The 22,831-nt window shown below is 37.7% G+C and carries 26 protein-coding genes; 17 read left to right on the plus strand and 9 right to left on the minus strand.

Translation table 11 applies throughout. The annotated features are described in order from the left end of the window. The first annotated feature begins 283 nt into the window (after window positions 1-283). The 5 genes from ABJ974_RS16170 to ABJ974_RS16190 all read left to right on the plus strand — a co-directional run bounded on the left by ABJ974_RS16170 (window position 284) and on the right by ABJ974_RS16190 (window position 2,751). A complete protein-coding gene (locus ABJ974_RS16170; protein ID WP_419869252.1) occupies window positions 284-1,024 on the plus strand; it encodes a hypothetical protein in 741 nt (246 codons plus the stop codon). A gap of 1 nt (window position 1,025) precedes the next feature. Then, on the plus strand, window positions 1,026-1,211 hold the full coding sequence (locus ABJ974_RS16175; RefSeq protein ID WP_419869253.1) for a hypothetical protein: 186 nt from the start codon (window positions 1,026-1,028) through the stop codon (window positions 1,209-1,211). Between the two features lie 143 nt (window positions 1,212-1,354). Then, window positions 1,355-1,702: a tRNA-binding protein gene (locus tag ABJ974_RS16180; RefSeq protein WP_419869254.1), complete on the plus strand. Its 348-nt coding sequence runs from the start codon at window positions 1,355-1,357 to the stop codon at window positions 1,700-1,702. Window positions 1,703-1,716: 14 nt separating this feature from the next. After that, window positions 1,717-2,421, plus strand: a complete 705-nt coding sequence (locus tag ABJ974_RS16185) for a 3'-5' exonuclease (RefSeq protein ID WP_419869255.1) — start codon at window positions 1,717-1,719, stop codon at window positions 2,419-2,421. A gap of 3 nt (window positions 2,422-2,424) precedes the next feature. Then, on the plus strand, window positions 2,425-2,751 hold the full coding sequence (locus ABJ974_RS16190) for an SUF system Fe-S cluster assembly protein (RefSeq protein ID WP_292010771.1): 327 nt from the start codon (window positions 2,425-2,427) through the stop codon (window positions 2,749-2,751). Between the two features lie 51 nt (window positions 2,752-2,802). Here ABJ974_RS16190 and ABJ974_RS16195 read toward each other — a convergent pair whose 3' ends face one another. Both ABJ974_RS16195 and ABJ974_RS16200 read right to left on the minus strand, forming a co-directional pair. After that, on the minus strand, window positions 2,803-3,648 hold the full coding sequence (locus tag ABJ974_RS16195) for a sulfurtransferase (protein ID WP_419869256.1): 846 nt from the start codon (window positions 3,646-3,648) through the stop codon (window positions 2,803-2,805). Window positions 3,649-3,657: 9 nt separating this feature from the next. Further along, on the minus strand, window positions 3,658-4,506 hold the full coding sequence (locus tag ABJ974_RS16200; RefSeq protein ID WP_419869257.1) for a hydroxymethylglutaryl-CoA lyase: 849 nt from the start codon (window positions 4,504-4,506) through the stop codon (window positions 3,658-3,660). Window positions 4,507-4,693: 187 nt separating this feature from the next. Between ABJ974_RS16200 and pepT the strand changes: the two genes are divergently transcribed. After that, on the plus strand, window positions 4,694-5,941 hold the full coding sequence (pepT, locus tag ABJ974_RS16205; RefSeq protein WP_419869258.1) for a peptidase T: 1,248 nt from the start codon (window positions 4,694-4,696) through the stop codon (window positions 5,939-5,941). Between the two features lie 468 nt (window positions 5,942-6,409). Beyond that, window positions 6,410-7,732 carry a hypothetical protein gene (locus ABJ974_RS16210; protein WP_419869259.1) on the plus strand — a complete coding sequence of 441 codons (1,323 nt, stop codon included), beginning with the start codon at window positions 6,410-6,412 and terminating at the stop codon, window positions 7,730-7,732. Window positions 7,733-7,782: 50 nt separating this feature from the next. Here ABJ974_RS16210 and thiL read toward each other — a convergent pair whose 3' ends face one another. Together thiL and ABJ974_RS16220 are read right to left on the minus strand one after the other, a co-directional pair. Further along, window positions 7,783-8,850: a thiamine-phosphate kinase gene (gene thiL / locus ABJ974_RS16215; protein ID WP_419870984.1), complete on the minus strand. Its 1,068-nt coding sequence runs from the start codon at window positions 8,848-8,850 to the stop codon at window positions 7,783-7,785. 54 nt (window positions 8,851-8,904) lie between these two features. Then, a complete protein-coding gene (locus tag ABJ974_RS16220; protein WP_419869260.1) occupies window positions 8,905-9,396 on the minus strand; it encodes an acyl-CoA thioesterase in 492 nt (163 codons plus the stop codon). Between the two features lie 113 nt (window positions 9,397-9,509). Between ABJ974_RS16220 and ABJ974_RS16225 the strand changes: the two genes are divergently transcribed. The 4 genes from ABJ974_RS16225 (at window position 9,510) to ABJ974_RS16240 (ending at window position 12,827) form a co-directional block, all read left to right on the plus strand. Then, window positions 9,510-10,712, plus strand: a complete 1,203-nt coding sequence (locus ABJ974_RS16225) for a BaiN/RdsA family NAD(P)/FAD-dependent oxidoreductase (RefSeq protein ID WP_419869261.1) — start codon at window positions 9,510-9,512, stop codon at window positions 10,710-10,712. 138 nt (window positions 10,713-10,850) lie between these two features. Continuing rightward, window positions 10,851-11,273: a hypothetical protein gene (locus ABJ974_RS16230; RefSeq protein ID WP_419869262.1), complete on the plus strand. Its 423-nt coding sequence runs from the start codon at window positions 10,851-10,853 to the stop codon at window positions 11,271-11,273. 4 nt (window positions 11,274-11,277) lie between these two features. Continuing rightward, window positions 11,278-11,913: a DUF2306 domain-containing protein gene (locus ABJ974_RS16235; protein WP_419869263.1), complete on the plus strand. Its 636-nt coding sequence runs from the start codon at window positions 11,278-11,280 to the stop codon at window positions 11,911-11,913. After that, the gene (locus ABJ974_RS16240; RefSeq protein ID WP_419869264.1) at window positions 11,910-12,827 is read left to right on the plus strand and encodes a YARHG domain-containing protein; all 918 of its coding nucleotides are present in this window, start codon (window positions 11,910-11,912) and stop codon (window positions 12,825-12,827) included. The genes ABJ974_RS16235 and ABJ974_RS16240 overlap by 4 nt, the downstream gene beginning before the upstream one ends. Window positions 12,828-13,201: 374 nt before the next feature. Here ABJ974_RS16240 and ABJ974_RS16245 read toward each other — a convergent pair whose 3' ends face one another. The 3 genes from ABJ974_RS16245 to ABJ974_RS16255 form a co-directional block, all read right to left on the minus strand. Beyond that, window positions 13,202-13,603 carry a ribosomal maturation YjgA family protein gene (locus tag ABJ974_RS16245; RefSeq protein WP_419869265.1) on the minus strand — a complete coding sequence of 134 codons (402 nt, stop codon included), beginning with the start codon at window positions 13,601-13,603 and terminating at the stop codon, window positions 13,202-13,204. A gap of 77 nt (window positions 13,604-13,680) precedes the next feature. Then, a complete protein-coding gene (locus ABJ974_RS16250; protein WP_419869266.1) occupies window positions 13,681-14,337 on the minus strand; it encodes a thioredoxin family protein in 657 nt (218 codons plus the stop codon). A gap of 7 nt (window positions 14,338-14,344) precedes the next feature. Then, window positions 14,345-14,836: a TlpA family protein disulfide reductase gene (locus tag ABJ974_RS16255; protein ID WP_419869267.1), complete on the minus strand. Its 492-nt coding sequence runs from the start codon at window positions 14,834-14,836 to the stop codon at window positions 14,345-14,347. A gap of 76 nt (window positions 14,837-14,912) precedes the next feature. Here ABJ974_RS16255 and ABJ974_RS16260 point away from each other — a divergent pair, with 76 nt between their 5' ends. Continuing rightward, a complete protein-coding gene (locus ABJ974_RS16260; RefSeq protein WP_419869268.1) occupies window positions 14,913-15,329 on the plus strand; it encodes an energy transducer TonB in 417 nt (138 codons plus the stop codon). A 43-nt stretch (window positions 15,330-15,372) separates the two neighbouring features. Here ABJ974_RS16260 and mutS read toward each other — a convergent pair whose 3' ends face one another. Further along, window positions 15,373-17,961, minus strand: a complete 2,589-nt coding sequence (gene mutS / locus ABJ974_RS16265) for a DNA mismatch repair protein MutS (RefSeq protein ID WP_419869269.1) — start codon at window positions 17,959-17,961, stop codon at window positions 15,373-15,375. A gap of 328 nt (window positions 17,962-18,289) precedes the next feature. Between mutS and ABJ974_RS16270 the strand changes: the two genes are divergently transcribed. Further along, entirely contained in the window at window positions 18,290-18,697 is a 408-nt protein-coding gene (locus ABJ974_RS16270) for a hypothetical protein (protein WP_419869270.1), read from the plus strand. A 9-nt stretch (window positions 18,698-18,706) separates the two neighbouring features. Here the strand turns inward: ABJ974_RS16270 and ABJ974_RS16275 are convergent, their stop codons facing one another. After that, entirely contained in the window at window positions 18,707-19,579 is an 873-nt protein-coding gene (locus ABJ974_RS16275; protein ID WP_419869271.1) for a cupin-like domain-containing protein, read from the minus strand. Between the two features lie 82 nt (window positions 19,580-19,661). Between ABJ974_RS16275 and ABJ974_RS16280 the strand changes: the two genes are divergently transcribed. From ABJ974_RS16280 to ABJ974_RS16295, 4 genes are all read left to right on the plus strand, one after another. Then, window positions 19,662-20,534, plus strand: a complete 873-nt coding sequence (locus tag ABJ974_RS16280) for a bestrophin family protein (RefSeq protein WP_419869272.1) — start codon at window positions 19,662-19,664, stop codon at window positions 20,532-20,534. A 43-nt stretch (window positions 20,535-20,577) separates the two neighbouring features. Continuing rightward, window positions 20,578-21,108, plus strand: coding sequence for an RNA methyltransferase (locus tag ABJ974_RS16285; protein WP_419869273.1), 531 nt, complete (start codon window positions 20,578-20,580; stop codon window positions 21,106-21,108). Between the two features lie 184 nt (window positions 21,109-21,292). Further along, window positions 21,293-21,943, plus strand: a complete 651-nt coding sequence (locus ABJ974_RS16290) for a CBS domain-containing protein (RefSeq protein WP_419869274.1) — start codon at window positions 21,293-21,295, stop codon at window positions 21,941-21,943. Window positions 21,944-21,945: 2 nt separating this feature from the next. Further along, window positions 21,946-22,812: an NAD kinase gene (locus tag ABJ974_RS16295; RefSeq protein WP_419869275.1), complete on the plus strand. Its 867-nt coding sequence runs from the start codon at window positions 21,946-21,948 to the stop codon at window positions 22,810-22,812. Window positions 22,813-22,831: the final 19 nt, after the last annotated feature.

Consider the following 22,831-nt stretch of genomic DNA (forward strand, 5'->3'; position numbering starts at 1 on the left):
ATATATTTAATGAAGAATCCATTGAAAAAAAGCAAAAGCCATTCGCTCTTCCCAAGTACAGCAATATCAGACAAATAGCTTACTTCATCCATTCTGTACTTCACAGCACAATTCTAAACACTGAGATTTAAAAGAATATAATTTTTAAGGGTAAAAATTACGAAACTCATTTACAATAAAGAAGATCCGGATATCAATATAACACGGAATAAGGAATTAAACAAGTTTTGTTTTGTGAATTTTATCAATAGTTTTGCCGAAACTAATAAATAAATTTTTATCCATGAAAAAACTTTTTTTAAACCTTAGTGTTTTATCGTTATTAATTATTTCTACAAGCTGTAATAGCGGAACGGATGCATTTTCAAGTGCTGATGAGTTTACAAACGTAAGTAGTTCTGCTAAAATGGCCGACACTCCTGTTGCAAGTTCGGACTACATCCAGAAAATTATTTTCAGTATTGAGCAGACCGCTGAATATATTAAAACTAATGAAGGGAAAACCATTCCACAGGATCAGATAGATCAGTACGTATTGGATGTACTTGTTAAAAACGGAGTAGGTATTCAAACCGAAACTCCAAAAAACCTTGAATTATCAGGAGAGTTCTATTCCCAGGCAAGCATCATTGCTTATACAAAAGATTTTAATGATGAAAATGAATATCTTCTTTTCTTAGACAACAAGCAAAAAGAAATCATTGAATCAAAACTGACTTCTACCGAGAAGCAGATCCTGATTGAAGAAATAGAATTCCAGGGACAGCTGGTAAAAGCTTTGGTTGCTTTAGATCAAAAATATAACCCGAATGCCGTTTCCAAAAAAGGATGGTGGGGAAGCTGGGGTAAATGTGCAGCAGGAATCCTGGGAGGAGCCGTTACCGGTGCAGGAACCCTTGGACTTGCCGGTGCTGCTGTAGGAACCGTAGCCCTTCCGGTAGTAGGAACTGTTTCCGCAGGTGCCGTAGGTGCCATTGCAGGTGCTGTAGGTGGTGGTTTAACAGGTGCTGCAACATTCTGTTAAAATGAAAAAATTATCAATCATAATACCTATTATTATTTTAATAATCGTTTCTACGGTAGCATTGTTCAGAATTACCTCCGGAAAAATGGGACATGTGGAAAACTGGAGACTTTTATTGATTATACTGGGATATATTATTTTGGTGATAACAGCCTTGATCTTCCTAAAGAAATTAAGTTTTAAATAAATTTAATTTTAAAATATTATAGCCAGCTGACCACAAAATCAGCTGGTTTTTTATATATCACCGCCACTATTTTACTTATGACAAAAATTTTCCCTACTTTAGAATCGTAAAGGTATATTTACTCTTAATCTTTATTTACAATCATGAATATAAAACCTGAAATAACCTGGGAAGATTTTGAAAAACTGGATATAAGAAGCGGAACCATTATCACCGCCGAGGATTTTGAAAAAGCCAGAAACCCATCCTATCAGCTTGAAATAGACTTTGGGGATCTGGGAATAAAAAAATCATCGGCCCAGATTACCAGCCTGTATACAAAAGAAGAACTGATCGGAAAGCAGATTTTAGCGATCGTTAATTTTCCTAAAAAACAAATTGCCAATTTTTTCAGTGAATGCCTGGTATTAGGAGTTTATGGAGATGATAAAAAGGAGGTCACTTTACTAACTCCATCCCTGCCCGTAAAAAACGGAATGCAGGTCGGTTAAAATAAAAAGCACTTATGATACAGAACATTCCACTGGAAAGAGTTTTATTTCTCGATATAGAAACAGTCCCGGGCTCCGCAGCATGGGAAGATTTACCCGAAACAGACCAAAAGCTTTGGGATAAAAAGACAAGGTTTCAAAGGAAAGATGAAATTTCCGCAGCAGACTTCTATCCCGAAAGAGCCGGTATAATGGCTGAATTTGGGAAGATCATATGCATTACCATCGGTATGCTGGAAAAAAATGACACCCTGAAAATTAAAAGCTTTGCCGAACATGACGAAAAAAAGCTGTTGCAGGATTTCGGTGAAATATTCAACAGCCCGCGGCTAAGGGATGTGATCTTATGTGCCCATAACGGAAAAGAATTTGATTTCCCGTGGATTGCAAGGCGCTTTCTGATCAATGGTATGCAACCTCCTCTTCCTTTTCAGATGTTCGGAAAAAAGCCTTGGGAAATACCTCATCTGGACACGATGGAATTATGGAAATTCGGTGACTACAAAAGCTTCGTATCTCTTGAATTACTGGCCCATGTCTTTGGGATCCCTACGCCTAAGGATGACATTGACGGATCAATGGTTTCATCAATTTACTACATAGAAAAAGACTTGCAAAGAATTGTTGAATATTGTGAAAAAGATGTCTTAACTTTGGCAAATATTTTCCGGCGCCTGCGTCAGGAAGATTTACTTAAAAGAAATAGTAATTTAGATTAAACAATGAAATTTACAGACGAACAGATCGCTGATATAGGAGACAACATTATAAGAGTTCTCAAAACAGTATATGATCCTGAAATTCCCGTAGATATCTACGAGTTGGGATTGGTTTACGATGTCCAGATTTCGGATGATGCTGATGTAAAAATCATCATGACCCTTACCACCCCCAATTGCCCGGTAGCAGAAACCCTGCCCCAAGAGGTAAAAGATAAGGTTCAGGAGGTTGAGAATGTGAAGAGTGTGGATCTGGAGCTCACCTTTGAGCCAAGCTGGCACAAGGATATGATGAGCGAAGAAGCTAAATTTGAATTGGGAATGCTTTAAAATCTTCTCAAAGAAATATAAAACCGCAGGAATATTCCCGCGGTTTTCTTTTTATATATCTTTTGCTATTTCTTTATCTCTCCTGCTCCATTCACTCCAGGAGCCCACGTATAAATCCGGTATTTTAAATCCGGCCAGATCCAGGGCCAGAATGGTATGACAGGCTGTTACCCCTGAACCGCAATGGATAATCAGGTTTTCCGGTTTTCCTGCTAAAAGCTTTTCATATTTTTCCTTTAATGCTTCCGGACTAAGAAAATGCCCCTTTTCATCAAGGTTTTCTGAGAAGGGAATATTAATTGCACCCGGAATATGACCTGCTATCAAGTCAATAGGTTCGGATTCTCCTTTGTAGCGGTAAGCATCCCGGACATCGATCACTGTTGCTGAATTATCCTTTAAACCCTTTTCTACCTTTTCAATATCCGATAAGGGAAATTTCCAATGCTGAGGTTGCATTAAGGGTGCCGTTACAAACTCTTCTTTTCCCGATGAAAACTCAATTCCGTTTTGTTCTGCAGCCTGTATTCCGCCGTCCAGAATTTGTACATTTTCAATTCCAAAAGCTTTTATCATCCACCAGGCGCGAGCTGCGGCATTGGCCCCGTTCTTATTATCATAAACGACAATATGGGTATCCCCGGAAATTCCGAATTGAGAGAGGGTATGTGCAAATTTATCAATATCGGGAAGCGGATGTCTCCCCCCTTTTGCGGCACCCTCCCCGATTTCTGCGAGGTCCCCGTCCAGATCAATAAAGCCGGCCCCTTTGATATGTTTCTCAAGATATTGCTCATAGATCCCTTTTCCTACCCGCGCATCCAGGATCAACAGGTTTTTGTTATCTATGTTCTTTTTTAATTCGGATGCGGAAATAACGGGTGAAATAGTGCTCATAATTTTTATTTAAAAATGAAAAATATCTTTGGCTACATTATAGGAACTTTCAAAATTCAATAAGTTGAGTGAATGGCTGATCTTTTCCACGCTCATAAAGTTAATAACCTGCTCCGTAGGCATATTTCCCACAAGATCATCTTTGGCCATAGGGCATCCCCCGATTCCTTTTATGGCACTGTCAAATCTCCTGCAGCCTTTATCGTAAGCAGCTTTCAGCTTGGAATAGGAGTCTTCGTAACGGTTGTGAAAATGTCCTCCAAAATTAATCTCAGGATATTGCCCCGGAATCTTTTCAAATAACAATGCAATGGTTTCTGGGGTTGCCACTCCCGTAGTATCTGAAAGCAGAATGTTTTTCACTCCTATTTCCTGGAAGCGTTTCGCCCACATTTCCACATCTTCCCATTTCCACATTTCTCCATAAGGGTTACCAAATGCCATAGAGAAGTAAATATTGAGCTCTCTTCCTTCACTTTTAACAAGCTCCAGCATCCTGATAATTTCCTCAAAAGCTTCCTGCTGGCTTTTATTGGTGTTTCTATGCTGAAAGGTCTCCGAAATGGAAAAGGGAAATCCGATGATATCGACAGACTTATGTTTAAGTGCTTTTTCCGCCCCCCTGTAATTTCCGATAATTGCAGATATTTTGGTATTGGATAGGGACGTATCTATATTTTGGGCAACTTCATCAGAATCTGCCATTTGAGGGATTGCTTTAGGGGACACAAAGCTCAGACAATCCAGCACATCGAAACCAACTTCCATTAAAGAGTTGATATAATCTATTTTTTTGCCGGTCGGAATAAATTCACTCCATCCCTGCATGGCATCTCTAGGACATTCTGTTAGAAACATTTTTACTTTTTGATTTACTCAAATATAATAAATCTAAATAATTTTATCCGGAGCCTTTATAAAAGCACAACTGTTTTGATTTTCAATCATTTATATTCGATTTAAATTTTTCACCCAAGAGATTAAGCTATAAATAACTTATTCTGAGACTCAAATTTGTTAACTTTGCTAAAATTTTCGACATTAAATGAGTACTACAGAATTCAATGCGGTATGGAGAGAGAAACTTCTGAACCGTTTTCTTAATTACGTAAAGATATATTCCACGAGTGATCCTGAAAGTGAATCGACACCATCTACTTCGAGACAGTGGGACATTGCCAACTACATTGCTGAAGAATTAAAAACAATAGGACTTGAGAATGTTTCTATTGATGAACATGGCTATATAATGGGATATGTTCCTTCCAACCTGGATAATGATCCGACTCCTACGATCGGTTTTATTTCCCATTATGATACATCTCCTGATTTTAACGGCGAGAATGTGAATCCTCAGATCTGGGAAAATTATGACGGAAAGGACCTTGTGGTTAACAAAACAACCGGATTTACACTTTCCCCTTCAAAATTTGAAACGCTGAAAAACTATATCGGACAAACCCTTATTACTACTGACGGAACTACTTTATTAGGAGCTGATGATAAGGCCGGATGTGCCGAAATCGTAACGGCTGCCGAATATCTTATTGCCCATCCTGAAATCAAACACGGAAGAGTGGCAATAGGTTTTACTCCTGATGAAGAAATAGGCCGAGGAGCCCATAAATTTGATGTTCAGAAGTTTGGTGCGGAATGGGCTTACACCATGGACGGAGGTGAGGTCGGAGAATTGGAATATGAGAACTTTAACGCAGCAGGAGCTGTTGTAAGGATCCATGGATTAAGCGTTCACCCGGGATATGCATTCGGGAAAATGATCAATGCCAGTCTTCTGGCAGCTGAGTTTGTACAGACATTACCTGCCCATGAGACACCGTCTACCACCAAAGGATTTGAAGGTTTCTATCATTTAACGGATTTCAATTCTGATGTATCGGAAGCCAAGCTTCAATACATTATTCGTGATCATGATGCAGAAAAGTTTGAAGCCAGAAAAAAATTCATGCAGGAAAAAGTGGCTGAGTTCAATCAAAAATATGGAGAAGGAACTGCTGAAGTGGAAATCAAGGAACAATACCGCAATATGAAACAGCAATTTGAAGGGAAAATGCATATTGTGGATCTTGCTGCAAGCGCGATGAGAGAAGCGGGTATTGAGCCTAATATCAAGGCGATAAGAGGAGGAACAGACGGTGCTCAGCTGTCTTATATGGGATTGCCTTGTCCTAATATCTTTGCTGGAGGATTAAATTTCCATGGTCCTTATGAGTATGTAGCACTGGAAAGTATGGAAAAAGCAACTCAGGTTATTCTCAATATTGTTAAGAAATAGCATCATTTTTTATTATAAAGCAAAAACTCCGGCCTTCGGCCGGAGTTTTTTTATGCTGTTATCAAAACTATATAAATAGCTGTTTCAATCCCATTTATTATGCAAAACATTCCTTTAGAGAGAAATTTTAATTTATATTTTTTGTTAAATAAAGTTAAAGTTTTTATTTTTAACCAAACAAAAAACAATACATATGAAAAGCTATTATAATTATTTCGAAAAACATAGAAAAAGATACAAACAGACTGTTTGTATTTACTAAGCATTATCCAACTTTTTTAAATCCTGATCAGTGTTTTATAGCTGAGGTTTTGGAAATTCTTATGCAAGGATTTCCCTAGATTGAATTTTTACCCATTGCAGAAAACATTCAGAAGTTTTAAGTAAACTTTGAGACAATGTAGGGATATGTACATCCTGATATTTTAAACACCAGCTAAATCATTTTAAAACTTAACTATATTTTTTATGAAAAACAATTTTAATCCTTACCAGGCGTACAGAAAATTGTACCATTTCGTATTTTTTTCTCTACTTTCGTTGATGATCTTAACTTCCTGTTCACAGGATGAGGTAACTGAAGATACCGTACCTGTCCCAACCGCTTCTGCCGAAGGGCTGAAAACCATGGGCAACCTTACATTAAAAAAGAATGTTCTTATCCTTAATGATGAATCGGTAGCCGCTATTTCGGGCATGGACAATCAAAGTATTGCCTTTAGCCGGGCTACCCTCCAGACCGACAGTATTGAAGTGGGAACCGTTCTTGTGGGAACCAAGGTAAATGGGGATGAGGTAACCAATATCCTTTCCAAAGTGACTTCCGTATCTAAGGTCAATAATCAGTTTGTATACCAGACTGCCACCGCCAAGCTGGAAGAGTTCATTTACAGCGGAACAATAAGCGGTGTTTATGATCCTTCAGGAAAAGCTCCTGTCATGATCAATGGAAAGCTAGCTAATTATGTACCTATCGAAGGTTTTGTTTCTCAGGAGCTGACCAATAAAATACACACGATAGAAGCAAAAAACCTCAGCAATCAGAAACTGATTAGTTTCGGCAACTTCACTTTTGATCAGACTATCCCTCTTATCAACCAGCAAGTGGGTCCGGTACAAGCGGGTGCAAATATCAACCTCAAAGGAGGCTTTACTCCTAAAATTGATTACAGCATTTCTTTTTCCTGGGGCTTCCTTACCAATTTTAAAGTCAACTTCATTATGGATGATATTACCCTTCAGGCTTTGGCTAATGTTCAAGGAGGTTTAGGGTATACGGTAAGCACAACAGATTTTGTTAATATTCCTTTCATTCCTGTGGTACTGGGACCAACCGGTCTTATCATAAGCCCTACCATCTCCGCCGGTCCGTACGCAGGGGTAGCAGCAACAGGAAAAGCTCAGGTGAAATTTTTTGAAGCTAAAGGAAAAGCCAATGTACTGGTGGCCAAAAATCCGGAATTGAATATCGAATTTCAAAAAACAATCGAGTTTAATGTAACTCAATTGGAAGGAAACCTATCCGCAGAAATAGGTATTGAAATGAAAGGAGGTGTAGGACTACAATTCCTGACTGTTTCCCTGGCTAATTCAGGTGTGAGGGGAAGAGCTTCTATCGTTCCTTCCATAGGACTTCAACTAATCCCTGACCGTAAAGGTGTTCTTAACCTTAAAGGCAGGCTTCAGGCGGATCTGTTTTATGCATTTGGTGTAACTCCTTTTAAATATGAAGGAACATTCCCACTGCTTCAAAAAGAGATCCCGATTTATAATAAAGACATTTATTTCTAAAGAGATATTCTACTAAAAAAAAACCACTATTTGATATAGTGGTTTTTTATTTATTCATCAGAGTTTTGATTTCCTAAAAAAGCATCCCAGCCCTGGGCTGTTAAGGAGACCAGCTGGTTGGAGCCTCTGGCCACCATAAAATTTCCTTCCCCTTTATCTACCGCATGACCTATAATACTAAAGTCAGGATGGTTCTTAATTTTATCAAAATCATTGGGAGAAATTGTAAATAGCAGTTCATAATCCTCGCCTCCGCTTAGAGCCGTCATGACAGGATTAAGGTTAAATTCATCCGCTGTAGATATGGTAAGACTGTCCATCGGAATTTTTTCTTCATAAAGACGGAATCCCACTTCAGACTGATCTGATAAGTGAAGGATTTCAGAAGCCAGTCCATCCGAAATATCAATCATGGAAGTAGGGGTAATCTCCAGCTCTTTCAGAATGTTTTTGATATCCGTTCTCGCTTCCGGCTTTAACTGTCTTTCCAGAATATAATCATAGCCTTCCATTTCCGGCTGCATATTGGGGTCAGCAAGATAAACCGCATGTTCTCTTTCCAGGATCTGTAATCCCATGTAAGCACCTCCGAGGTCTCCTGTTACTACGAGAAGGTCATTCGGGTTTGCCCCTTTTCTCCGGACAATATTTTCTTCATCTTCCATTCCTACCGCCGTAATACTCATTACCAGTCCTGAATTGGAACTTGTGGTATCTCCTCCTATAAGGTCTACATTATATCTTTTACACGCCGCCTGAATACCGGAATAAATTTCTTCCAATGCTTCTACCGGAAACCTGTTCGATACCGCAAGGGAGACTAAAATCTGAGTTGGAACCGCATTCATTGCCGCTACATCACTAAGGTTAACAACCACTGCTTTATAGCCCAAATGTTTTAAGGGAACATATCCCAAATTAAAATGAACACCTTCCGCAAGGACATCTGTCGTAAGAACAAGTCTCTTATTTTCCGGATTTATAATAGCAGCATCATCACCTACTCCTACCTCGGAAGAAGGCTGAGATAATGAAAAGTGTTCCGTCAAATGCTTAATCAATCCAAATTCTCCTAATTTGGAAATCGGGGTTAATTCCTGAGATTTATCTTCAAACATATGCTTTAGTATAAGTTTAATGAGCAATAGGATACTGCTCATTTATTATTTTATTTATTTAAACTCCTCCGGATCTATATTATGAGGGTGGAAAGGAAACTTTTTAAAACTTTCTTTGGTAAGAACCTCCGTATTTTCTGTTTTATACTTGTTCATAGCTTCCACTACATCATCCGGCGGTGTGGTCATTTTTCTGATCATCATATCAATCCATACTCCGGTAGCTTCTGAAGTGGCACAGTGCGTTCCATCCGGCAAGTAAAATTTGTGAAGGAAACGGTAGATGGAGGAATCCTCAGAACATCCGTCTATTTCAACACTTACAAATACGGTCTGGTCGGCATAGATCTCTTTGAAAAACGAATATCTTTCATGAAGGATAACGGGGCCGATACCCCATCTGCTTAATTGGGTAACACCCATTTTTTCTTTTGTCATAAAAGCCATACGGGCCTGTGCACAGTATTGAACATAGGATGAATTAGCCAAATGCTTATTCGCATCAAGATCGCTCCAGCGTACTTCAAATTTATTATAAAATATCATGGGGATTAGGTTTAAACTTAAAATTTATTATGTTTCAAAAGTACTCAAATAAGATGGTTTATAAAAGTTGTAATTTTGAAAAAAAATAATCTTCTGCATAAGATTCGTAACATATGAAGCAAATTATAATTATCGGAGGGGGTGCCGCCGGCTTTTTCTGTGCTGCCAACCTGGACGAAACCAAATATAAAATCACTATTCTGGAACAAAACTCCGATGTTTTACAAAAGGTAAAAGTCTCAGGAGGCGGACGCTGCAATGTAACCCATGCTTGTTTCGATCCCAGGGAACTGGTGCGGTTCTATCCCCGAGGAAATAAGGAACTTTTAAGTGTTTTCTCCAAATTCCAACCCGGCGACACAATGGACTGGTTTGATCAACGAAAAGTTTCGTTAAAAATAGAAAATGATAACAGGATCTTTCCGGAAAGCAACTCTTCCCAGACTATTATTGATGTTTTCTTACAGGAAACAGCACGCAAAAAGGTCGAAATAAAGACAAAGCATAGCGTAAAAGAAATCCGAAAAGCAGGAGATCAGTACACTGTTATTACCAATTCCGGGGAATTTATTGCAGATTATATTATTTACACCACGGGGAGCTCACCCAAGTCTTTAAAAATCATTGAAAGCCTTGGCTTTAAAATGGTTCCTCCGGTACCTTCCCTTTTTACCTTTAATATTAAAGATGAATTATTACAGGATCTAGCAGGGACAAGTTTCGAACAGGCGGAAATATCCATTCCCCAGCTCAAAACTGAGGAAAACGGGCCTTTATTGATTACCCACTGGGGATTATCGGGACCTGCCATTTTAAAAATATCGGCCTGGGAAGCTGTAAGCTTAGCCCATCTGAATTATAATTTTGAAATTGAAGTCAATTTCCTATCCGAATCCATCGAGGAAGCTACTGCAGCATTTTTGGAATACAAGCAGTCCAACCCCAAGAAGACAATCGCCCAATCCAGGATATTCAGTATTACCAACAGGTTCTGGCAAAGAATACTGGAAGTTTCCCGGATCAATCCCAATAAGCAGGTGGCCCATATTTCAGGAAAGGAAATGGAGACCATCATTGCCGCCCTATGCAAAAAGAAATTCCGGGTAAGTGGAAAATCCACCTTCAAGGATGAATTTGTAACCGCAGGAGGGGTAGACTTAAAGGAAGTCAACTTTAAAAATATGTCTTCCAAAAATTTATCTCATTTTTATCTCGCCGGTGAGGTTCTCAATATCGATGCCGTTACTGGCGGTTTCAATTTTCAGGCGTGCTGGAGCGAAGCATGGCTTATTGCACAAGATTTAAATCATTTGTGATTATGTTAAATAATCGTAATTTAGCGGAGGTAAAAAGTTCGCTACTATGCTATATTCAGCTACAAACCAAACATAAAAAGATTTATATTATTTCTAGCAACCATTATTTATTTTAAACACTAAACAAATTTAAAGAATATGAAAAAAACATTTACTCTAGGGCTTCTTCTAAGCTGTGGACTGGCTTTCTCACAAGTACAAAATGAAAACGAAAAAACGGAAAATCCTCCTGCACCCATACCTGTTGTTCAAAAGGTGTATTCTTCAGAAGATACTCCCCAACATTTCAAAACTCTTATCAGTCAGATTACAGAAGGTATTGATCCCCTCAAGGTAAACGGTTCGGGAATTTTAAATTCTACCATCCAATTTTCCGTAGATGAGAAACAGAATATTGAAAAAGGATCTTTTTCGGTTTCAGGAGACAACGAGAGCTTTAACCAGGAAGTGGAAAGAGTTGTAAAGCCTTTACTTTCACAATGGAAACCCGAGCAAAAAGCGGATACGCCTAACCCTACAAAACATTCTTATTCTTTTCCGATTACATTAGCTTTTAAGTAATTAAATGCTTCTGGCAAAGAAAACATCAGTTATTTTCAAAGTCCTTTTCACTGGGGGCTTTGTTTATTTCTTTTGGCTGATGCTAAAGATCACATTAGAATACATTCCTCTGCAGACGGATGTAAGCTTTCTGATGATCAAACAGACAGAGGTGGAAACAAGACCGGAATATCTCACTTTTTTCTATACCCATGTGTATACGAGCATCTTTGTACTTCTTTCCGGATTTATTGCTATTCTAAGGAGAGATTTCGGATATAAAGGATTGCATAAAACTTCGGGGAAAATCTATATTCTGCTCTTATTGATTTTCTCAGCTCCTTCCGGAATTTATATGGGAATTTTTGCCAATGGAGGGCTTTATTCTAAAATATCTTTTTTAATAATGGGCTGTCTATGGTGGTTTTCTACCTTCAAAGCCTATCAGCTGATTCGTGAGAAAAAATTTGAACAGCACAAACAATGGATGTGGCGAAGCTTTGCATTAACGTTATCCGCTATTACATTACGGATGTGGAAAGTTATTATCGTCTATTTTTTTCATCCTGATCCTATGGATGTTTATCAGATCATAGCATGGCTGGGTTGGATTCCCAACCTTTTGTTAGTAGAAGTTTTAATCAGAAAAAAACTTATATGAAAATTTTAAATTTAGTACTTATTCCCTTATTAGCAGCTACCATAATAAGCTGCAAAAAAGAAACAGAGAAGAATACTCCCTCCAAGGATTCTCTTTCTGTAAAGAAGGACTCGGTAGTAGCCCCCGAATTTCATAAAGAACTTTATGGTATTTATACCGGTGATTTTATAGGAAACGAATCCGTTTATGATAATGAAGGAAATGAATATACCAATTCATTAATAAAAAAGCTTTCTTTAAAAATCAACAGAATCACTAAGGACAGTGTCTATGGGCAGAGTATTGTCAATGGAAATCAGCGTCCTTTCCGAGGAGTTTTTGATGAGAGCTCCCAGTCTTTTACTTTAGATGAGCCAGGAAATGATAAAACTGACGGAAGATTTGAAGTCCAATTAAAAGACGACAGTATTACAGGGAAATGGACAGCGTTTAATAAAGCTACTGTAAAAAATAACATCAAAAAATTAAAGCTTCTAAAAAAAGATTTTGTGTACAACCCTAACTTTATGCTTGATCCGGATTCCGATATTGTAGACTGGACCAACCCCAAAGTTGTTCAGGAAAAATACACTGATGAGGAAACAGGAGAGACAACATCTTATACACAAGACAAATACAGACAGGCCACAGATGCTATATTTGAGCTTAATGCTTCTAAACAAAAGCTGACTGAAAAAGATATAAAGAACCTTAGAAAGCTGGATCTGGAAATTATTAAGAACTCTGTTTTTGCAAGACATGGATATTCTTTTAAAAAAGCCACTTACAGAAACTTCTTTGAGTATACAGACTGGTATATTCCTGTATCCAATAATGTAGATAATGATCTTTCTCCTTTGGAAAAAGAAAATGTTGCTTTACTTAACCGATTTATAAAATATGCTGAAGATAAATATGACAGCTTTGGAAGATAATATGAAAAGAATTTTCATTTTTTTATTATGTATTATGGGAACCGTTGGGGTTTCAGCGCAAAAAGACTCCCTTTCGGTCGCATCTCACTCAAAAACTTATAAAGACCCTGTATTTCCTGAAGGCCCCCGAAGCTTTTAAGAATTTGCTGATTACAGAAATTTCTCATGAGAAATTTGTAAATACAGGAAGAATAACTCTTGTAGAATTCTGGGGTTGAAAAAGACGGGAAAATGAACAATATAAGAGTAAATTCCCCCCATGAAGATGTCCGAAAAGAACTTTTTGAGAGTCTTTCAAAAAATTAGTTTACAATACAAATGAGAGCCGGCAGAGCTCAACGGAGAAAAAGTAAGAAGGCAAATGAGACAGCCTGTTAACATTTATTAAACTTACTAAAAAGATACAGTAAAGCACACCCTACACCATAACAAAGAATATCAACCCACGAAAATGAATTTCCGATCACAATATACATTAGGCTGCCTTTTTGGTAGCCTAACTTTTCTGCTATATTAAAATATTGAGCAAATTCGGTTATACATGCAAAAATGAAAATTCCGATAATCAGCTTAAGGTCATTCAACCTGAAAAAGCTTTTTATAAAAGTATAGATCAGCATCACCACCAAAACATCTCCCAAATAAGCCCTTACGAAGAAAACAGTACTGAAAACGGTCGCAATTGCAACTTCTATGAGAAATAGCAGAATAGTAGCAATGAAATAAGGAAGACTGAAATGAAGTATGGATCCGGAATTTTGCTTTTCTTCTGACATATTGTGTTGTTTCAGCAAAAGTAATGAAGAATTCAACATAAAAAAACCGGACCCTTTTGAGAATCCGGTTTGTATTTTTATTTCTTTACTTTGACCGTACATCCGATGGCTACGGTTTTAGTGGTTTTTATAGGCTGACCTTTTAATAGCTGATTCACCGCCTCCTGCACATAATATTCGGAAACATCATTGGGATTATCGTAGTTGTTATCAATCGCTCCAATATATTTTACGATATTTTTACCATTTTCTTTCTGAAGTACGAATACGTGTGGTGTTTTTGTAGCTCCGTACTGAGGATAGATCTTCTGTCCTTCATCCACCAGATAAGGAAAAGTAAAGTTCTTATCTGTCGCACGTTCTATCATTTCCTGATAGCCGTCTTCCGGCTGTACGTTCGGATCGTTCGGATTGATGGCAATAACGGGATATCCTAAAGCTTTGTATTTTCTATCCAGCTCTATAATCCTGTCTTCATACTTCTTCGCATAAGGGCAGTGATTGCAGGTAAAAATAACAATAAAGCCTTTGGCACTTTTATAATCACTGAGGGAAACCATTTTCCCGTCTACGTTCTTAAGTTTAAAATCCGTAGCCGCATCTCCCACTTCATACCCTTTAGAGGAGGTGACTGTTTCCTTTGGTCCGTTGTCTCTCAGGTTATCAGATTTTGTAAAGCTAAGAAGCCCTAAACTCAAGACGAGTCCTGTAAGTATTAATTTCAGATTTTTCATATGCTATTTAAGATTTAATATATTGTTTAATGGTATTTTCTAATTCCTCCCTGCTCATTTCTCCATCATTAAAAAACACTTTCTCTCCGTTGTTATAAAATAATGTTACCGGAATATTTCCATCCCAGTCTTTTTCAAACCTTGGAATCCAGGTATTCATTCTCTTAATATCATCGAGAAGAATGACCTCCGCCGTAAGGTTTTTGGTGTTCATAAATTTAATAACCCTTTCTTTATCTACCAATCTGTCGAGAGACACCAGAATCATTTTAAATTTGGGGTTCGCGGCATATTTATTGTTGATCTCTATGAAATGCGGAAGTTCTTTCACACATGGCGCACAGGTAGTTGACCAAAAATTGATCACAAGAAGTTTATCATTTTCTTCCTGTATACGTTTTTCCAATGCCTCGTATCGTAATGAAGTGATATCTTTCTGCTGAGCCTTAAAAACGCTGAAGCTTAAGATTACAATTACTATGCTGATGAATTTTCCCATAATCAAAATTAAGAAAAGTAATTATTTTTACCGTATTTCAATACGTAAAACTTTATTTTTGTAAAAATCTCATTCAATGAAACAGTTTGTTTTTCTCTTTATCTTTTTATTAAGTTCTGCTGCTTTCGGACAGCAGGTAAAAGAACCTGATAACCTTCAAAAAGCCTATGTAAAACGAAGCATGCAGATCTATACGGAGGTAGACACTCCTCCGGTTTACTCTACAAGAGCTACATTCGAAGAGACCCTTACGAATAAGATCCAGGCTGACAGCATTGCCGAGAAAGGTAAAAAGACCAGCGTTATCACTTTTGTTATCGAAAAGAACGGATCTATGGAGGATATAAAAGTATCAGGTCCCAATGCTTCTTTTAATGAAGAGGTAAAGAGAGCAATATCCACCATGAAAAACAGATGGAATACGGCCGGAAAGATCTACGGATATAAGGTAAGATATCAATATAAGACCTCTTTCAGCTATACTTTTAAATAAGTATTTTTTAACGACATCAAACTATAAATTGGAGGTGAGATAATTATCCTCCGATCATTTTCTTAATTGCATTCAGCTTCATTAATGCTTCGATGGGCGTCAGGGTATTAATATCTATTTTGGTAAGTTCCTCACGGATATTTTCCAGTACCGGATCATCCAGCTGAAAGAAAGAAAGCTGCATATTTTCTTCCGTTACTCTTTTAATACTTTCAGAAGAGCCCCCGCTTTGGGTACGGCTTGCCTCGAGTGTCTTAAGGATTTCATTGGCCCTGTTTACCACTTTGGAAGGCATTCCAGCAAGTTTGGCAACATGAATACCAAAGCTATGCTCACTTCCACCCGGAACAAGCTTTCTCAGGAATATAATATTTCCTTTGTTTTCCTGGATGGAAACGTGGAAATTTTTCACACGCTCAAAATTAACCGTCATTTCATTCAGCTCGTGGTAATGGGTCGCAAATAAAGTCTTTGCCTGTGTAGGGTGCTGATGAAGGTATTCTGCTATGGCCCATGCAATGGAAACTCCATCGTAAGTAGACGTTCCCCTTCCTATTTCATCCAGAAGAATAAGGCTTCGCTCGGAGATATTATTCAGGATATTGGCAGCTTCATTCATTTCCACCATAAAAGTAGATTCACCCGCAGAGATATTATCCGTGGCACCTACTCTTGTGAAAATCTTATCTAAAATTCCTATTTCTGCATATTTTGCCGGTACAAAACTACCAATCTGCGCCAGAAGACAAACAATTGCCGTCTGACGTAATATTGCAGACTTACCCGCCATATTCGGACCTGTCACCATAATGATCTGCTGAGAGTCCTTATCTAAAAAAATATCATTGGGAATATACTTCTCTCCTAGCGGAAGTGCATTTTCTATAATGGGGTGCCTTGCTTCTTTAAGATCAATAGCAAAGCTTTCATTAAGTATCGGCTTTGTATAACTTTCGGAAACAGCAAGCTCAGAAAGTCCGGCAGCAACATCCAGCTGGGCAATAATATTGGAGTTTTCCTGAATCTGATCCATGTAGATTATGGTTTCCGAACATACTTTCCGGTAAAGTTCGTTTTCCAGCACACTGATTTTTTCTTCTGCACCCAGGATCTGGTTTTCATATTCCTTTAATTCTTCCGTAATATACCGTTCGGCATTTACCAGCGTCTGCTTTCTTACCCAATCTTCAGGAACTTTATCTTTATGGGTATTCCGGACCTCGATATAATATCCGAATACATTATTGAAATCAATTTTCAGGCTGGTAATTCCGGTTCTTTCAATTTCCCGCTGGCACATTTCATCCAGAAAACCGCGTCCTTTATTCTGAAGGTTTCTCAGCTGATCCAACTCTTCGGAAATTCCTTCTTTAATGATATTTCCTTTTGAAATATTGACAGGAAGTTCTTCATTGAGGTGATTCTGTAAAAACCTGATCAGCTCTTCCATATCATACAATGGTTCCAGCCATGCCAAAATATCAGCATGAGGATGAAGCAAAGATTTTATCTGGTGAATATTAATTAGACTCTGGCGCAGATATCCTAGCTCTTTAGGAGATATCTTTTCAGCTGCAAGCTTTCCCATGAGACGGTCCAGATCCGAAATAGATTTTAGCAGTTGGCAGATCTCATATTTCAGCTGATCATTTTCGTTTAAGAAATCTATTAATGACAGTCTTCTGTTGATCTCAGCAACTGATTTTAGCGGAAGGATAATTCTTCTTCTCAATAACCGCCCTCCCATTGGGGTACACGATTTATCAATAATATCCAACAGAGATTTTCCCTGTGGATTACTTGGGTATACAATCTCCAGATTTCTTAGGGTAAAGTTATCCATCATCAGGAAATCTTCCTGAGGAATTACCTGGATTTTAGTAATATGCGAAAGTAAATTATGATGCGTATCTTCCACGAGATAAGCAAAAATAGCTCCTGCCGCCGTAATAGCCAGAGATAAACTCTCAACCCCGAATCCTTTTAAAGAAGCAGTTTTAAAATGATTGGTAAGCTTTTCATAGGCAAAGTTGTACTGGTAAGCCCAATCTTCGAGCTTAAAAGCACTTTTATTTTTCAGCTGTTCCGGAATGGGTACACTTCGCTGGTAGATAATTTCGCTGGGATCAAAGGTATTGACGATATGTAAAAGCTTTTCCAGGTTTCCTTCACTTACCAGAAACTCTCCGGTAGACACGTCCACCAATGCCACTCCATATTTTTCTTTTTCTTTATGGATGGACATGAGGAAATTATTCTTTTTAGAATTTAAAACCTGATCATTGAATGTTACGCCCGGTGTTACCAGTTCGGTTACCCCGCGTTTTACTATCCCTTTCACCATTTTAGGATCTTCCAGCTGGTCGCAGATGGCAACCCTCATTCCGGCCCTCACCAGTTTGGGTAAATAGGAATCTATGGAATGATGCGGAAATCCTGCCAGCTCGATATGCCCTTCTCCATTATTTCTTTTGGTAAGAACAATGCCGAGAATCTGAGATGTTCTAACGGCATCCTGCCCAAAGGTTTCATAAAAATCCCCAACTCTGAATAATAAAAGCGCATCAGGATATTTTGCTTTAATTGTATTATACTGAGTCATTAACGGAGTTTCCTTTTTTGCCTTTGCCATTAAAATCTGTCTTAAAAATTTAATAGGTAAAAATAGGAAATAAAAATAGGAAAGGCCTTATAATCTTACAAAAAACTGGCTCTTTTCCCTAATTTCAAAAGAATTTTCTTGCCGTTTTAATTTTTCTTTTTGAGAAAATACACTTAACAAACATTTAACTAAAATAAATAATTAATCACCCAAACATTAACAAATTTTATACGCCATTTTTACCCCAAAGCAATACATTTGCACCGTAAAAACACATACTTGATGAAAAAAAATATGCTGGATCATAGTTTCTATGATACCCCTCTCCTCTTGCGACCAAAATACACTAGATGAAAGAATGCTAATTATCCGAAAAAGCAACTTTCTTCCCACCTTAGATATTACCTTTCAATTTGAAGGACGTGAAGATTATTCCCAAAAATTTTATGGTAACAAAGAGGTGACTAGCTACTCAGATATCACCTTGATTTACAAACCTTCATTGCGAAGGTATACTTATCTAGGAGCACCTGTAAAAAAATTGTATTTAACGAAAGCCGATTACTTCACTTTTTCCGACAAAAACGTTTCTTATAAAAGTCCGGGACAGTCAGAAGCTATATTGATCCATAATTATAACACGGAAACCTGGTCTACCTCATCCTTTATTGACCTTAACGGACTTACGGGAGGTTTCCTGGTAAAGCTGGAAACGCTGACGGATACTTCTAAGAAAAAAATAATCAAAATATCACCTTATCATTAACAAGTCTCTTTACTTCTCCGAAACTTTTTTAAGTATTTCCTGAGCTTTTTCATACGCCCATTTCTGTTTGAAATCAACCCATTTCGCTTTAAACATTTTTCTCAATATTTTATCCGTGTATCTCATGATGAATACATGATATAACATATTGGCAAAAACCTTAGGCTTCTGAGGAAGCGCTCTTAGAGACATGGAAAAGCCCGGTTCGAGATACCTGTTGAAATGCCAGAAAGCTCCGGGAATAAATAATGCATCCCCGTGTTCCATAAAAATTTCAAAGCCTTTCGCATATTGCAGAGCCGGAAACTTTTCATAATCGGGATTTTCATAGTCTATGTCATAAATCGTATGAACGGACAGCGGAACTTTGTAAAGGAACTGGGATTGCTTTTGATCAAATAGGAGAATTCTCTTCTTGCCTTCAAAATGAATATGCAGAAAATCCCCTAGATCCACATCATAATGCATCAGTACATGGGCTTCACTTCCTCCAAAAAACAAGGTAGGCAGTCTTTTAAAAAACTTCATTCCCAGGTCGGGATAAGAGAAATTCTTCAGCAATTCCGGTAAACGATCCGTAATGATATAAAAGAAAATACGTAAATCCGAAGGGCGGCTTTTGATGGTATCAATATAATCCTTCATCTTCATATGGGTTACAGGTGTATCCGTACTCTTGGATGCATCTGCCGGCTTATTATCATATAAAGGGACCTCCTGCTCTCCTGCTTTTTCTCTGATATAGGAAAAGTTCCACTGGTCAAAAGCGTGCCAGCGGCTTGCGAAGTTTTTGATAAGAAGAGGTTTTTGTTTTTTAAAATATTTTTCCTGAAAATCCTGTTTGCTGATATCTTCTACAACATCTACTTTTTCGAGAATCATCCGACCTGTTTTTTAAGCAAATAAAAATACAGTTTTTTTTGAAACCCGGAATCAATTATCTTTGTGATACTATATAGATTATATGAGAGTTTATAATACAAAACATTTCCTCAAAATACTGTTCAGTTTACATAAAAGCGATACCTTAAAAATACTGTTTCCCACCATGTGTGTGGTTGGCCTTTATTCCTATATTGTAGCTTATATCGAGATTGAATATCTTCATCTTAATGCCAAATCCGGAATAAGCAATGTAGGAATGATCCATTCACTTTTGGGCTTTGTACTTTCCTTACTCTTAGTTTTCCGGACCAATACAGCGTATGACAGATGGTGGGAAGGAAGAAAGCTTTGGGGAAAGCTGGTAAATGACACCCGAAATTTCACTATTAAAATCAATAATATCCTGATCAATGACCGAAAAGATGCCGAACAGGTCGCACGATATTTAAAGTTTTTCCCTCACTTTTTAGCTAAGCATCTTTCTAAAGAGTCTACCCGGCTTGCATTGGATGAAGACTACTCGGAATTGGAAAAATCCTTCAAGCATCACGGCCCGAGTGAAATTATCCTGCTTCTTACCCATAAGCTTGCCCAATTAAAAAAAGAAGGGAAAATTTCTGATATGGAAATGGTCTATCTCGACACCCAGCTTTCGGGTTTTCTGGATGTATGCGGGGGATGTGAAAGAATAAAGAATACGCCTATTCCTTATTCCTACTCTTCATTCATTAAAAAATTCATTATCCTTTATGTATTTGCACTTCCTATCGCGTATGTTATTACGATCGGGTATTTTATGATTCCTCTTACTGTTTTTGTATTCTATGTACTGATGAGCCTGGAGCTTATCGCAGAAGAGATAGAGGATCCTTTTAATAATGATGAAAATGATATTCCGATGGAAGCATTGGCACAAAATATTGAAAAAAGCGTTCAAAAAATCATGGGATAAACAGGGAACTCAAACTTAAGATTAATTTCTAAAACATAACAGATTGGTACATAAATTAAAACTGGACGAGCTTAACCGGATAGATGTAGAAACGTTTAAGAAAACTGAAAAAATCCCCCTGGTGATTATTCTTGATAATATCCGGAGCATGCATAATGTGGGAGCTACTTTCAGGACAGCAGATGCGTTTTTAATCGAAAAGATCATTCTTTGCGGAATTACTCCCCAGCCTCCGCACCGTGAAATCCATAAGGCAGCTTTAGGAGCCACGGAAAGTGTGGACTGGAGTTACGAAAAAGACATTAATGCAGCTATTAATGACTTAAAAAGTCAGGGATTTGAAATCATAGGAATAGAACAGACTTCCAACAGCCAGCTCATAACCGGCTTTACAATAGATAAGGCAAAAAAGTACGCTCTTATTCTGGGGAATGAAGTAGAGGGAATAAGCGATGAGGCCTTGGAAAATATTGATGTTTTTCTGGAAATTCCTCAGTTGGGAACCAAACATTCACTCAATGTGAGCGTATGTGGAGGAATTGTAATGTGGGAGTTTGCAAAGGCCTTAAAATAAAAAACTGCATATGTCTTATCGACAGTGCAGTTTGAAATAAATCTAATAAAAAGTAAAAATGAAAGGCTACAAAGGTAACTTTTTTTTCCGCACGAACAAATTTTAAAATCATTTTTTTGGAGAATCGCCAAAAAAAGTTTTACTTTGAGAAAAAATTTCATTTATTTTTTTATAATTTAGCACAATGTTTATCAAGGACTATATCTCAAAAGATTTTCCATGTTTTCACCTTACTGACTCAATAGAATCAGCAAGAAACATATTAGAAGATTTCGGGTATAGCCATATTTTCATAAAAAAATCCCATTTGTTTTACGGGGCTATTGCCAAAGATTTTTTATATGAGGATGAAGGAACATTAAAAGACCTTGAGCGCCAGATAGAGCGCTTTGCTATATTGGAGGACAATAATATAATGGACAGCATCCGCATCTTCCATACATTCAACTCGAATGTCATTCCTGTTATCAACAAAAATGAAAAGTACCTGGGCTATATAAGCTGTGATGATATTTTTCAGGATTTCTCCCGATATCCGCTTTTTTCGGAAACAGGAGCCATCCTTACGGTAGAAGTTCCGGCAAGGAGATATTCTATGACGGAAATTGCCAATATTGTAGAAAGTAATAATTCCAAATTTTACGGGGGCTTTATAAGCTTCATGACTGAAGAGGTCATTCAGGTTACCATCAAGGTAAGCAATGAAAACCTGGGATCTATTGACTCTACTTTTGACCGGTATGATTACAGAATTGTTGAAAAATATTATTCTGATGAAAAAACAGATTTATTTAAAGATCGGTTCGGTTTTTTCCAAAAATTCATAGAAATATAAAAATGAAGGCAGCCATATATTCTCAGAAAAAAGATCTTGATACTTTTTTATACTTAAGTAAATTTGTTTCTGAGCTGGAAAACCGCGGTGTACAATCTGTTTTATTCAGTGAGATGGCGGAAGCCCTGCAATTTTCAAAAATCTTTGAAACATTCAGCAGCAAACAGGACCTTATCGATAAAGAGGTGGATATGTTCTTTACTTTTGGAGGAGACGGAACGATTGTTAATTCATTAACTTTTGTAGAAGATCTGGAACTTCCCATTGTGGGAGTAAATACCGGAAGGCTAGGTTTCCTGGCAAGCTTTACCAAAGAAGAAGCCTTCAGGGCTTTGGATGATATTCTGAAAGGAGACGTAAAAACCAGCCGCCGATCTGTAATCGAAGTTGTATCTCCGAAAATGGAGAACTTTTATCCTTACGCACTCAATGACGTAACTATTTCCAGAAAAGAGACCACATCGATGATTACCGTAGACTCCTACATCAATGATGAGTTTCTGAATGTTTTCTGGGGTGATGGTGTAATAATTTCGACTCCAACAGGATCTACAGCCTATTCGTTAAGCTGCGGAGGACCTATTATTTCTCCCAATAACGAAAACTTTGTGATTACGCCCATTGCTCCTCACAACTTAAATGTAAGGCCATTGGTGGTAAATGACACGGTCAAAATTAAACTGGGAGTAGAAAGCCGTGTTCCTCAATATTCCCTTTCACTGGACTCAAGACTTATCCATATAGAGACAGATAAGGAGATCATCATTAAAAAAGCTGATTTTCAAATCCTTCTCGTACAACCCAATCACTTAAGCTTCTATGAAACCATCCGCCAAAAGCTACTTTGGGGGAGTGACAAAAGAAATTAGTAATTAAGCAAAATTTCTT

Origin of the sequence: Chryseobacterium sp. CT-SW4 (assembly GCF_048572715.1) — a bacterium.
Taxonomy (GTDB): Bacteria; Bacteroidota; Bacteroidia; order Flavobacteriales; family Weeksellaceae; genus Chryseobacterium.

Excerpts from the sequence above, each read along its gene's own strand:
- ABJ974_RS16220 (WP_419869260.1), bottom strand. The coding sequence starts at position 9,396 with ATGATATTTTATAATAAATTTGAAGTACGCTGGAGCGATCTTGATGCG.
- ABJ974_RS16170 (WP_419869252.1), top strand. The coding sequence starts at position 284 with ATGAAAAAACTTTTTTTAAACCTTAGTGTTTTATCGTTATTAATTATT.
- ABJ974_RS16230 (WP_419869262.1), top strand. The coding sequence starts at position 10,851 with ATGAAAAAAACATTTACTCTAGGGCTTCTTCTAAGCTGTGGACTGGCT.
- ABJ974_RS16275 (WP_419869271.1), bottom strand. The coding sequence starts at position 19,579 with ATGATTCTCGAAAAAGTAGATGTTGTAGAAGATATCAGCAAACAGGAT.
- ABJ974_RS16225 (WP_419869261.1), top strand. The coding sequence starts at position 9,510 with ATGAAGCAAATTATAATTATCGGAGGGGGTGCCGCCGGCTTTTTCTGT.
- mutS (WP_419869269.1), bottom strand. The coding sequence starts at position 17,961 with ATGGCAAAGGCAAAAAAGGAAACTCCGTTAATGACTCAGTATAATACA.
- pepT (WP_419869258.1), top strand. The coding sequence starts at position 4,694 with ATGAGTACTACAGAATTCAATGCGGTATGGAGAGAGAAACTTCTGAAC.
- ABJ974_RS16280 (WP_419869272.1), top strand. The coding sequence starts at position 19,662 with ATGAGAGTTTATAATACAAAACATTTCCTCAAAATACTGTTCAGTTTA.
- ABJ974_RS16175 (WP_419869253.1), top strand. The coding sequence starts at position 1,026 with ATGAAAAAATTATCAATCATAATACCTATTATTATTTTAATAATCGTT.
- ABJ974_RS16195 (WP_419869256.1), bottom strand. The coding sequence starts at position 3,648 with ATGAGCACTATTTCACCCGTTATTTCCGCATCCGAATTAAAAAAGAAC.
- ABJ974_RS16290 (WP_419869274.1), top strand. The coding sequence starts at position 21,293 with ATGTTTATCAAGGACTATATCTCAAAAGATTTTCCATGTTTTCACCTT.
- ABJ974_RS16200 (WP_419869257.1), bottom strand. The coding sequence starts at position 4,506 with ATGTTTCTAACAGAATGTCCTAGAGATGCCATGCAGGGATGGAGTGAA.
- ABJ974_RS16180 (WP_419869254.1), top strand. The coding sequence starts at position 1,355 with ATGAATATAAAACCTGAAATAACCTGGGAAGATTTTGAAAAACTGGAT.
- ABJ974_RS16260 (WP_419869268.1), top strand. The coding sequence starts at position 14,913 with ATGAAACAGTTTGTTTTTCTCTTTATCTTTTTATTAAGTTCTGCTGCT.
- thiL (WP_419870984.1), bottom strand. The coding sequence starts at position 8,850 with ATGTTTGAAGATAAATCTCAGGAATTAACCCCGATTTCCAAATTAGGA.
- ABJ974_RS16295 (WP_419869275.1), top strand. The coding sequence starts at position 21,946 with ATGAAGGCAGCCATATATTCTCAGAAAAAAGATCTTGATACTTTTTTA.
- ABJ974_RS16185 (WP_419869255.1), top strand. The coding sequence starts at position 1,717 with ATGATACAGAACATTCCACTGGAAAGAGTTTTATTTCTCGATATAGAA.
- ABJ974_RS16190 (WP_292010771.1), top strand. The coding sequence starts at position 2,425 with ATGAAATTTACAGACGAACAGATCGCTGATATAGGAGACAACATTATA.
- ABJ974_RS16210 (WP_419869259.1), top strand. The coding sequence starts at position 6,410 with ATGAAAAACAATTTTAATCCTTACCAGGCGTACAGAAAATTGTACCAT.
- ABJ974_RS16270 (WP_419869270.1), top strand. The coding sequence starts at position 18,290 with ATGCTAATTATCCGAAAAAGCAACTTTCTTCCCACCTTAGATATTACC.
- ABJ974_RS16255 (WP_419869267.1), bottom strand. The coding sequence starts at position 14,836 with ATGGGAAAATTCATCAGCATAGTAATTGTAATCTTAAGCTTCAGCGTT.
- ABJ974_RS16235 (WP_419869263.1), top strand. The coding sequence starts at position 11,278 with ATGCTTCTGGCAAAGAAAACATCAGTTATTTTCAAAGTCCTTTTCACT.
- ABJ974_RS16245 (WP_419869265.1), bottom strand. The coding sequence starts at position 13,603 with ATGTCAGAAGAAAAGCAAAATTCCGGATCCATACTTCATTTCAGTCTT.
- ABJ974_RS16240 (WP_419869264.1), top strand. The coding sequence starts at position 11,910 with ATGAAAATTTTAAATTTAGTACTTATTCCCTTATTAGCAGCTACCATA.
- ABJ974_RS16250 (WP_419869266.1), bottom strand. The coding sequence starts at position 14,337 with ATGAAAAATCTGAAATTAATACTTACAGGACTCGTCTTGAGTTTAGGG.